Origin of the sequence: Streptomyces sichuanensis, assembly GCF_020328095.1 — a bacterium.
GTDB classification, from domain to species: Bacteria; Actinomycetota; Actinomycetes; order Streptomycetales; family Streptomycetaceae; genus Streptomyces; species Streptomyces cinnamoneus.
This window is the reverse complement of record NZ_JAIXMK010000079.1, coordinates 49,262-60,033: the sequence shown is the minus strand read 5'-3', so window position 1 is coordinate 60,033 and position 10,772 is coordinate 49,262. Positions and strand designations below refer to the sequence as shown.

At 71.5% G+C, this 10,772-nt stretch carries 10 protein-coding genes; 5 read left to right on the top strand and 5 right to left on the bottom strand.

Annotated elements, in window-relative coordinates; all coding sequences use genetic code 11:
• On the bottom strand, positions 1 to 978 hold a 978-nt coding region (locus LE181_RS21625), incomplete at its 3' end, for a serine/threonine-protein kinase (RefSeq protein ID WP_225662981.1).
• Positions 979 to 1,232: 254 nt separating this feature from the next.
• Positions 1,233 to 2,060: an AfsK-binding protein KbpA gene (gene kbpA, locus LE181_RS21620; protein ID WP_225662980.1), complete on the bottom strand. Its 828-nt coding sequence runs from the start codon at positions 2,058 to 2,060 to the stop codon at positions 1,233 to 1,235.
• Positions 2,061 to 2,372: 312 nt separating this feature from the next.
• Between kbpA and LE181_RS21615 the strand changes: the two genes are divergently transcribed.
• Positions 2,373 to 3,020 (top strand): TetR/AcrR family transcriptional regulator, encoded by a 648-nt coding sequence (locus tag LE181_RS21615; RefSeq protein ID WP_225662979.1) that lies wholly within the window; start codon positions 2,373 to 2,375, stop codon positions 3,018 to 3,020.
• A gap of 163 nt (positions 3,021 to 3,183) precedes the next feature.
• On the opposite strand, the gene LE181_RS21610 is transcribed toward LE181_RS21615, so the two are convergent.
• Both LE181_RS21610 and LE181_RS21605 read right to left on the bottom strand, forming a co-directional pair.
• Positions 3,184 to 3,660 (bottom strand): nitroreductase family deazaflavin-dependent oxidoreductase, encoded by a 477-nt coding sequence (locus LE181_RS21610; protein ID WP_225662978.1) that lies wholly within the window; start codon positions 3,658 to 3,660, stop codon positions 3,184 to 3,186.
• A complete protein-coding gene (locus LE181_RS21605; RefSeq protein ID WP_225662977.1) occupies positions 3,660 to 4,865 on the bottom strand; it encodes an acyl-CoA dehydrogenase family protein in 1,206 nt (401 codons plus the stop codon). The genes LE181_RS21610 and LE181_RS21605 overlap by 1 nt, the downstream gene beginning before the upstream one ends.
• Positions 4,866 to 4,993: 128 nt before the next feature.
• Between LE181_RS21605 and LE181_RS21600 the strand changes: the two genes are divergently transcribed.
• A complete protein-coding gene (locus tag LE181_RS21600) occupies positions 4,994 to 6,166 on the top strand; it encodes a thiolase C-terminal domain-containing protein (RefSeq protein WP_225662976.1) in 1,173 nt (390 codons plus the stop codon).
• Positions 6,167 to 6,245: 79 nt separating this feature from the next.
• Here LE181_RS21600 and LE181_RS21595 read toward each other — a convergent pair whose 3' ends face one another.
• Positions 6,246 to 6,680: a Zn-ribbon domain-containing OB-fold protein gene (locus LE181_RS21595; protein WP_225662975.1), complete on the bottom strand. Its 435-nt coding sequence runs from the start codon at positions 6,678 to 6,680 to the stop codon at positions 6,246 to 6,248.
• Positions 6,681 to 6,812: 132 nt separating this feature from the next.
• Between LE181_RS21595 and LE181_RS21590 the strand changes: the two genes are divergently transcribed.
• From LE181_RS21590 to LE181_RS21580, 3 genes are all read left to right on the top strand, one after another.
• Positions 6,813 to 9,038: an acetate--CoA ligase family protein gene (locus LE181_RS21590; protein WP_225662974.1), complete on the top strand. Its 2,226-nt coding sequence runs from the start codon at positions 6,813 to 6,815 to the stop codon at positions 9,036 to 9,038.
• 76 nt (positions 9,039 to 9,114) lie between these two features.
• A complete protein-coding gene (locus LE181_RS21585) occupies positions 9,115 to 9,990 on the top strand; it encodes an enoyl-CoA hydratase/isomerase family protein (protein ID WP_225662973.1) in 876 nt (291 codons plus the stop codon).
• 89 nt (positions 9,991 to 10,079) lie between these two features.
• A complete protein-coding gene (locus LE181_RS21580; protein WP_225662972.1) occupies positions 10,080 to 10,736 on the top strand; it encodes a flavin reductase family protein in 657 nt (218 codons plus the stop codon).
• Positions 10,737 to 10,772: the final 36 nt, after the last annotated feature.

Sequence of the window (10,772 nt, the reverse complement as noted above, 5' to 3'; positions counted from 1 at the left end):
CCGGGCGGGGCGCGGCGGGACGCCCGAGCGGCCGTGGCTGTTGCCCCGGGCTCCGCCGGCCGCACCCGCGGCGGGCGGCCGGTGGCCGGCGCGGCGCTGCTCGATCAGGGTGACCGCATTGTCGGGCAGCCATGCCGAGGCCGTGCCGCTGTCGTCGCCGCCCGAAGCGAACAGATGCGGCGCCAGCTGCGACTGCAGGTCCGCCGGGCTCGGCCGGTTCTCCGCGGCCATCTGCATGCAGGAGTCGATGAGGGGGCGCAGCTCGTCCGGCAGCCCGCTCAGGTCCGGGCCTTCGCGCAGCAGCATGAACACGGTCTCGACCGGGTTGGCGCCGTGGAAGGGCGCATGACCGGTCGCGGCGAAGACGAGCGTGGAGCCGAGGGAGAAGATGTCGCTGGCGCCGGTGACGCTGCGGGAGTCGCGCGCCTGCTCGGGAGACATGTACGCGGGCGTGCCGACCGCGACGTTGGTCATGGTCAGCCGGGTGTTGGACACGCCGGAAGCGATGCCGAAGTCGATGACCCGGGGGCCGTCCTCGACCACCAGCACGTTCGAGGGCTTGAGGTCCCGGTGCACGAGCCCGGCGCCGTGGATGGACTGCAGCGCCTCCGCGATGCCGGCGGCGAGCCAGCGCACGGCCTGGGCGGGCAGCGGCCCGCACTCGGTGACGATCTCCTCCAGCGAGGGGGCGGGGACGTAGGCGGTGGCCAGCCAGGGCACGGCGGCCCTCGGGTCGGCGTCGACGACCGCGGCGGTGTAGAAGCCGCTGACCGCCCGGGCCGCTTCCACCTCACGGGTGAAGCGGACCCGGAAGAGCTGATCCTCGGCGAGCTCCGTGCGCACCGTTTTGATCGCCACCCGCCGGCCGGACGCCGAGCGGGCGAGATAGACCAGCCCCATGCCGCCCGCACCGAGCCGGCCGAGCACCTCGAACGGGCCGATCCGTCTCGGGTCGTGCTGCGTAAGCTGCTCCACCACTGACCTGCCACCTCCCCGTGGGGGCTTGAAGGGTTTCAGCCCCGTGCAGCGTCTCACCGCGAAAATTATCCCGGGGTACGCACCCTGATTCTTCCTGGCGAAGCCCGCGGTTGCGAACCCGGGGCACGCTTCGCCGTGTCTCCGCCAAATGGGTCGATATCCGGCTATAGCTGGATACACCTGCTTCGTTCCGGCCGGCATGCTCCCCCGAACTCCCCGTACCGCCGCCCCTCCCCCCGTCCCCGTCATCCGCGCTACCCCTGCCCGAGCTCCTGCCCCCGTTCCTGTCCCGGCTGCGAGACGTCGATGATGGCGAAGTCGGCGCCCTGGTCGTCGGCGAGCATGGCGAAGCGTCCGTACGGGGTGTCCTGCGGCTCCAGGCGGACCCGTCCGTGCAGCCGCAGCACCGCGTCGGCCACGGTGTCGCAGTTCTCGACGACGAAGTAGGCCAGGAAGTGCGCGGGCATCTCCCTCGGGAACCGGTCGTCCATCACGGCCCGGCCCGCCACCGCGTGCTCGGGGGTGGCGGGCGCCCCGGCGGGCGTCCAGACGGCGAAGCCCGTGCCCGTCTCATCACTCAGGTCCTGGGTGCCGAACCCGAAGACGGCCTCGTAGAAGGGGTCGACGGCCTGGGCGTCCCACGTGTAGACCTCCGTCCAGCCGAAGGCACCCGGCTCGCCCCGCTTCTCGAACCCCTTGTGGCTGCCCGCCTGCCACACACCGAAGACCGCGCCCCCGGGGTCGGCCGCCATGAGCATGGTGCCGAAGCCGTCGATGGCCATCGGTCCCATGACGATCTGCCCGCGGGCGGCCCGGATCCGGTCGGCCGTGGCCGCGGCGTCCGGCGAGGCGAAGTAGACGGACCAGGTCGTCGGCATCCGGCCGTCCGGCTTCGGCGCCAGCGCCGCGACGTTCTTCCCCTCGTGGAACGCCTGCGTGTAGTGCCCGTACTCACCGCCGCTGTCCTCGAACGTCCAGCCGAAGATCTCGCCGTAGAAACGCTTGCCCGCGGCGACGTCCGACAGCATGGCGTCCGCCCAGCACGGGGTGCCTTCCGGATATTCGTCCGGTGCTGAACTCATGGCCCGGCTCCTTCCGCGCGGTCGGATGGGACGCCTTACTCATTCCGAGTGTTCTCGCTGCCACGGTAGAGGCGGACGGCAGATTCCGCGCGGCCTGTGGATAACCGTGGAAGCCCCTTCGTCCGGCCCTTGCCAGGCTCTCCGTCCACGGCTTGTTGATAGGACAATTCACCGGTACGGGCCAATCCGCTCCTACCCTCTCCACACCCTCGCATACCCCATCTGACCTGGGCTTTCGCACCATCGGCCACCCCCGCCCCCATTTGCATGCGGCCGAATCGCGCTCCGATCACCCCTCGGTAAGCTGACGGCATGACAGGACAAGTACGCACCGTCGACGGCCGCGTGGCCGGTCGACGCGGCCAGGCGACGCGGCAGAAGCTGCTCGACTGCCTCAGCGAAATGCTCAGCTCATCGCCGTACCGCGATGTGAAGGTCATCGATGTCGCCCGCCGGGCCGGCACTTCTCCGGCGACCTTCTACCAGTACTTCCCCGACGTCGAGGGCGCCGTACTGGAGATCGCCGAAGAGATGGCGAAGGAGGGCGCGAGCCTCACGGACCTGGTGGCCGGGCGTTCCTGGGTCGGCAAGTCCGGCTGGCAGGCGGCCGAAGAACTCGTCGACGGCTTCCTCGGCTTCTGGCGCAAGCACGACGCGATCCTGCGCGTCGTCGACCTGGGGGCGGCCGAGGGGGACAAGCGGTTCTACAAGATCCGCATGAAGATCCTCAACGCGGTCACCAACTCCCTGACGGATTCCGTCAAGGAACTGCAGTCGAAGGGCAAGGTCGACAAGGACCTCAACCCGGCCGCGGTGGCCGGCTCCCTCGTCGCCATGCTCGCGGCCGTGGCATCGCACCAGAAGGGCTTCCAGAGCTGGGGCGTCAAGCAGGCCGAGCTCAAGCCGAACCTCGCACTGCTCGTCCACCTGGGCATCACCGGCAAGAAGCCGACCAAGTAGCCGCCTGCGCGCACGCGCACCACAACCGCTCCTCCACGCACGTCCTGTCATCGCAGCGGCGGGCCGTTCGGGCCCGGCCCCGGACGGCCCGCCGCGGTGCACCGTGACGCGGCCACCGGCCCACGCCCGCGCCCGCGCCCGTCACGCAGCTGCCGGCGCCCGCCTACCGCCGTTCCAGCCGGAACAGCCGGATCTCACGCTCCACCCGCGCCTGGTAGCGCGCGTACGGCGGCCAGAACTTCAGCACCGCCGCCCACGCCTCCTCCCGTTCCGCGCCGCGCAGCAGTCGCGCCCGTACGGGGATGTCCCTGCCCTTCCAGCTGATCTCGGCCTCCGGACGGGCCAGCAGGTTCGCCGTCCACGCCGGATGGCCCGGGCGTCCGAAGTTGCTGCCGATCAGGATCCAGCAGGTGTCCGTACGGTCCTCGGGCATGCAGGCGAGCGGCGTCCGCCGGACCAGACCGCTCTTCGCTCCCGTCGACGTCAGCACGACCGACGGCAGCATGAAGGCGCTCAGCAGCACCTTGCCGCGGGTCAGCCGGTGCACGGCCCGGTCGAGCGCCGGAATGCAGTGCGGTGCGATCCGGGCGAACGTACGGGTCGAGGAGACCGTGCGCACCAGGCGCTCGACGGCGGCCATCACAGCACCACCGCTTCCCGGCTCCCCGCGGCCGCAAACAGACCGGCCACGTCCGCAGCGCGCTCCCGCAGACGGTGGACGGGGCCGAACAGCAGCGCGTCCGAGGCAGCGCGTTTGAAGTACATCTGCACGTCGTGTTCCCACGTCACGCCGATGCCTCCATGCAACTGGACCGCCTCTGCGGTGACCGCCTGGGCCGTCTCCAGCGCCTGTGCGAGCGCGAGTCCGCCGGCAGCCGGGCGCCCGGACCAGGCCGCGTAGTACACCGCCGAGCGGGCCGCCTGTACGGCCACGTACAGGTCTGCGAGCCGGTGCTTGACGGCCTGGAACGAACCGATCGGCCTGCCGAACTGTTCCCGCACGCGCGCGTACTCCACCGTGCGCTCCAGTGCGCGGTCCGCGGTTCCTACGGCCTCGGCTGCGAGGGCTGTCGCCACGCTGCCGCCGATCCCGGCCAGCACGACCCGTACGTCGGATTCCACCGGCCCGAGCGGCTCCGCCTCCACGTCCCGCAGCTCGATACGGGCCTGCGGTCGCGTCTCGTCCAGCGTGGTCAGCCGCGTACGGACCATGCCGCGCGCCTCTTCCGGCCACAGCGCGAACAGCAGGGTGCGGCTGCGGACGTAGCCACCCGTGTGCGCGGCGACCAGCAGCAGTCCCGCCGAGTGCCCGTCGAGCACCTGCCCGGCCTCGCCGTACAGCCTCCAGCCGTCACCCGTCCGGCGGGCCTGCACACCCCCGGCACGGCCACCGCCGGACCAGTCGGCCCGGAGCCGGCCGGCGCCGTCACCGGTCAGCCCCAGGGCGTCCGACAGGGTGCCACCCGGTACTGCGAGGGTGCCGGTCAGCCGGCCCGACGTGAGGCGGGGCAGCAGCCCGGCGCGCTGCTCCGGAGTGCCCAAGGCGCCTACGAGGGGCACGGCCAGTGCCACGGTGGCCGTCAGGGGCGACGGCAGGAGGACCCGGCCGGCCTCCTCGCAGGCCAGGGCGAGCTCAAGGAGGCCGCCTCCCGCCCCGCCGTACTGCTGCTGCACGGCGAGCCCCGGCAGTCCCAGCCGGTCCGCGAGGCCGTGCCACAAGCGCAGGTCGTAGCCGGCGGGAGTCAGCACGGCCGCCCTGACCTCGTCCGAACCGCACCTCTTGAGCAGCACTTCACGCAGGGTGCGCCGGATCTCCACCTGCTCCTCGGTGAACACGGTGTGCATCGGCAGCCTCCCTGGACCGGTTTGCTGACGAAGCGTCATATTAGGCTGCACCGCCACGCTTTCCCAGGCCCGGGCCACGACCGAACACGGACACGCGCACTCTCCTGACCTGATGTACCGTCAGCTGCATGCCCCCAGGCAAGCGCTCAGCAGCCGTCGTCGGTATCGCTCTGTCGGACTGCGGACGGCTCGACACGACCACGCCGTACGCCCTGCACGCCCAGGCCGCCCGCCGGGCACTGGCCGACTCCGGGCTCGACCACTCGCTCGTCGACGGCTTCGCCTCGGCCGGGCTCGGCGCGCTCGCCCCGGTCGACGTCGCGGAGTACCTGGGACTGCGGCCCACCTGGGTGGACTCGACCTCCGTCGGCGGCTCGACCTGGGAAGTCATGGCCGCCCACGCCGTCGACGCCATTGCGGCAGGGCATGCCCGTGCGGTCCTGCTCGTCTACGGCTCCACTGCTCGCGCCGACATCAAGGCCGGCCGCCGCACCTCCAGCCTGTCCTTCGGCACCCACGGCCCGGCGCAGTTCGAGGTCCCGTACGGGCACACCCTCATCGCCAAGTACGCCATGGCGGCCCGCCGCCACATACACCAGTACGGCACGACGCTTGAACAGTTGGCGGACATCGCCGTTCAAACCCGCGCCAACGCCGCCCACAACCCGCACGCCATGTATCGCGCGCCCATCACGGTCGACGACGTTCTCGACGGCCCGGTGATCGCCGATCCCTTCACCAAGCTCCACTGCTGCATCCGCTCCGACGGTGGGTGCGCAGTACTGCTGGCCGCGGCGGACTACGCGGCCGACGCGGCGAAGCCGCCGGTGTGGGTGCTGGGCGCCGGCACTGCCGTCTCGCACACCACCATGTCCGAGTGGGAGGACTTCACCACGTCCCCGGCCGCGATCTCGGGACGCCTGGCCTTCGCCCGGGCCGGAATCACGCCACAGGAGATCGACCTTGCGCAGCTGTACGACGCCTTCACCTACATGACGCTGGTGACCTTGGAAGACCTCGGCTTCTGCCCGAAGGGCGAGGGGGGCGCCTTCGCCGCACAGGGGAGACTGACCGTGGGCGGCGACCTGCCGGTCAACACGGACGGCGGTGGCCTCTCGGCCTGTCACCCGGGCATGCGGGGACTCTTCCTCCTGGTGGAGGCCGTACGCCAGCTGCGCGGCGAGGCCGAGGAGGGCCGCCAGATACGCAAGGCGGGCGGGCAGCTCCCCCGGCTGGCCGTGGCCTCGGGCACGGGCGGCTGGTTCTGCTCGTCGGGAACGCTGGTCCTCGGCCGCGACTGAACCCGAACCCGTACGGACAGCCCGGCCACCAGCCCGCTGCCACCTGCCTGCTCCCCCCTCCCCGCCCTCCCCTTCCCGCCTATCCCACCCCCGTCTCCGGCCGGAACACCGGCACCACGGGCACGACACCCTCCCGGTCCGTCCGGTAAGCCACCTGCAGTCGCATGCCGATCCGCAGGTCCGACGCGGGGCAGTCGATCACCTCGGTCATCATGCGCGGCCCCTCATCGAGATCGACGACGGCCGCCGTATAGGGGACGCGGGTACCGAAGGGCGGTAGGTCGTTCACGTGCACGACGGACCAGGTGTAGAGCGTGGCCCGGCCGCTCGCCTCTTCCCAGACGACCTCCTCACTCCAGCAGCGCGGGCAGAATTCGCGCGGATAGTGGTGCGCCTTCCCGCATCCGGCCGCACGGCAGCGTCGTATCAGCAGCACCCCTCCGGCCGCGGCGTCCCAGTAGGGCCGCGTGAAGTCGTCGATTCCGGGCACATCGAACCGCGGACGTCCGCCCAACGAGCCACCTCCCCAGGGGTTCCCAGCCGTACCGGCCGGTCACCCGTCGCGGTGCACGACCTTTCCTGACGGCTTATCAGCTAGCTAATCTGACTGAACGTCAGTTTATCGGCCACTGGGCAGGAGCGGGCGATGCTCGGATCGACTCACGGCACTCTCACCACCACCTCCCGTCCCGCCCGCGTGGTGGCCTGCGGCCGGCACCCGGGCCCCGTAGTCCACGGCAGAACCACGTCCACCGACGACCTGGACGTCAGCGGACGCCCCCTGCACTCCGACGTCCCGGATCTCGACCGCCTCTTCCGTCCCCGGACGGTTGCGGTCATCGGCGCCTCCGAGACGGAGGGCCGGCCGAACACCGGAATCACCCGCCGTCTCATCGCCTGGGCCGAGCGCGTCGGCGCCCGCATCCACCCGGTGCATCCCACCCGTACCACCGTGTTCGACCTCCCCTGCCGCTCCTCCGTCCACGACGTCCCGGGCCCGGTCGACGTGGCCGTTCTCCTGGTCGGCGACCCCACCCCGGTCGTCGAGGAGCTGGCCCGGTGCGACGTCGCCTTCGCCGTCGTCTTCGCCTCCGGATTCGCCGAGACGGGCGCCGACGGCGCCACGGCCCAGGCCCGGCTCGCCGCCGCCCTCCACGGCACCGGCACCCGCCTGCTCGGCCCCAACACCAACCTCAACGCCTTCGAGCCGCTGCGCGACGACCTCCACGGCCCCGCCATCGCCCTGATCACCCAGTCAGGCCACCAGGGCCGTCCCGTCTTCGCCCTGCAGGAGCTGGGCATCCGCCTCTCGCACTGGGCCCCCACGGGCAACGAGGCGGATCTGGAGTGCGCCGACTTCATCTCCTACTTCGCCACCCGCCCCGAGGTCGGGGCCATCGCCGCATATGTGGAGGGCCTCAAGGACGGCCGCGCCTTCCTGCTCGCCGCCGACCGGGCCGCCCGTCACCGCGTCCCGGTCGTTGCCGTCAAGGTCGGCCGGACCGAGGTCGGCGCACGCACCGCCGCTTCCCACACCGGCAAGCTGACCGGCGCGGACGACGTGGTGGACGCGGCCATGCGGCAGTTCGGCGTGATCCGCGTCAGCGGCCTGGACGAGCTCCAGGACACCGCAACGCTCCTCGCCCGCGCCCGCCCGCCCCGGGCCGACGGCGTCGCCGTGTATTCGATCTCCGGGGGAACGGGCGCCCACTTCGCCGACCTCGCCACGGCAGCCGGCCTCCACCTGCCGGTCCTGCCGGCCGGGAAGCAGGCCGAGCTCCACCAATGGATCCCCGACTACCTGAGCACGGCGAACCCCATCGACAACGGCGGTCACCCCGTCGGTGACTGGCGCGGCCGCAAAATCATCGACGCCCTTCTCGCCGACCCGTCCGTCGGGGTCCTCGTCTGCCCCATCACAGGACCGTTCCCGCCGCTGAGCGACAAGCTCACGCGGGACCTGGTGGACGCCGCCGAGAAGACGGACAAGCTCGTCTGCGTGATCTGGGGCTCCCCCGTGGGCACCGAGGACGCCTATCGCACCACCCTGCTCGGCTCCTCCCGCGTGGCCACCTTCCGCACCTTCTCCAACTGCATCACCGCCGTACGCGCCTACTTCGACCACCACCGCTTCACCGCCGGCTACCGCTCCCCCTTCGACGACGCTCCCCGCGCCTTCTCCCCGTCGGCCCGCAAGGCGCAGGCACTGCTGCGCCCCGGCGAGCAGCTCAGCGAGCACGCGGCGAAACAGCTCCTGCGCGCGTACGGCATACGCGTGCCCCGCGAGCAGCTGGTGACCAGCGCGGCCGCCGCCGTCCGCTCCGCCGCCCAGGTCGGCTACCCGGTCGTCATGAAGGCGTCCGGCCCCAGGCTGGCCCACAAGTCCGAGCTGGGCCTGATCAAGATCGGCCTGACGTCGGCCAGCCAGGTCCGCGACGCGTATCGCGAGCTCACCGACATCGCCCGCTACGAACAGATCCCTTTGGACGGCATCCTGGTCTGTCAACTGGTCGGGCACGGCGTGGAGATGGCGGTCGGAATCACACACGACGACCTGTTCGGTCCCACGGTGACGGTCGGCCTGGGCGGTGTGCTGGTCGAGGTGCTGAACGACACCGCCGTGCGCGTACCGCCGTTCGGCGAGGACCACGCACGGGCGATGCTCGGCGAGCTGCGCGGAAGGGCCCTGCTGGAGGGCGTCCGGGGGGCTCCCCCGTCCGACGTGGACGCCTTGGTCGAGACCGTCCTGCGGGTCCAGCGCATGGCGCTGGAACTGGGTGACGGAATAGCCGAGCTGGACCTCAATCCGCTGGTGGTCCTCGAACGCGGCCAGGGCGCCGTGGCGCTGGACGCGCTGGCCTTCTGCCGCTGAGCCGGCAGGCGCCGCCGCCCTTCCCGCCCGGCCGTCCGCACTCGCGCGAACCGCCCGTAGGACAAGGAGCTTCCCCATGAGCCTCTCCCCCCGTGAGTCGCCCTCCCGGCCCGGCGGACACGACAAGCCCGACGACTCCGTCGCATCCACCGGATCCGCTGAGTCATTGGTACGGCACACCACTGACAACGGCGTCGCGCTGCTCACCCTCAACCGCCCCCACACACTCAACGCCATCACCCCTGACCTGCGAGAACACCTCGTTTCAGAATTCACCCGGATCTCCGCGGACCCAGCCGTGCGGGCCGTGGTCCTCACCGGTGCGGGCAGGGGCTTCTGTTCGGGTGCCGACCTCCGGGCGGCTCCCGCGGCGGCCGCGGCGAGCCGCGTTCCGGGCGATGTGACCCGCACGATCCGCGAGGGCGCTCAGCGGCTGATCGGCGCGGTGCTGGACTGCGAGAAACCCGTGATCGCCGCCGTGAACGGCGCCGCCGCGGGGCTCGGGGTGCATCTCGCGCTGGCCTGCGACCTGGTCCTGGCCGCCGAATCCGCCCGGTTCGTCGAGGTCTTCGTCCGCCGGGGCCTCGTCCCCGACGGCGGCGGGGCGTTCCTGCTCACGCGCCTGGTCGGACCACAGCGGGCGAAGGAACTGATGTTCTTCGGCGATGCCCTCGACGCCTCCGACGCGGAACGATTCGGCCTGGTCAACCGCGTCGTCGCGGACGCAGAGCTGGCCAAGACGTCGCTGGCCTGGGCCGAGCGGCTGGCAGCCGGCCCGACGCGGGCGCTCGCACTGACGAAGCAGCTGGTCAACGCTTCCCTTGAGGTGGATCGCGCGGCTGCGTTCGCCGCCGAGGCGGCCGCACAGGAGATCAACGCGACGACGGAGGACGCGGCCGAGGGTGTGATCGCCTTCGTCGAGCGCCGCAGCCCCGACTTCCGGGGCCGCTGAAACCGCCGTACGGCGCCGGGAGGACCCGCAGGGCTTCCCGGCCCGGCAGCAGTGTTCCCATCTGACTCTCCATCAGATTCAATGGATTCATGATGGGACACGCCGGGATGGCGGCCCTCGCCGTGCGCCGCCTGCGATCGACGGGTGCACCGGCCTCCGCCGTCCCGTCTCTCGACCCTCTCCCCCGTCCGGAGCTCCGGGCCGTACGAGCGGACGAACGGCCTCCGCCGGCGCCGGAAGAGTTCCGCAGCGTCCTCGGTCACTTCGCCAGCGGTGTCACCGTCATCACCGCGCCCGGCACGGAGGGAAAACCGCCCGCCGGTTTCGCCTGCCAGTCCTTCTCGTCGCTGTCCCTCGACCCGCCACTGGTCGTCTTCATGGTGGCCCGGGCGTCCGGTACCTGGCCACGCATCGCCCGCACCGGGGTGTTCTGCGTCAACATCCTCGGTTCGGATCAGGGAGCGCTCTGCCGAGGTTTCGCGGTCAGAAGTTCACAAACAGACGACAAGTTCGCCGGGGTGGCCTACGAGAGCGCGCCTGCGACCGGCTCGCCCAGGATCGAGGGCGTACCGGCGTGGATCGACTGCACCATCCATGCCGTGCACACGGCCGGGGACCACCTCATCGTCGTGGGGCGTGTGGAGGCACTGGGCGCGGACGAGAGTGCCGCGGGGGCGGGGCCCCTGCTGTTCCACCGGGGCACTTTCGGAGCCTTCGACGGGTTCGGGGCAGGCGGCGGCGGTTGAGGCACCAGCTGTTTCCGGGTCGTCCGGCTGTGGAGG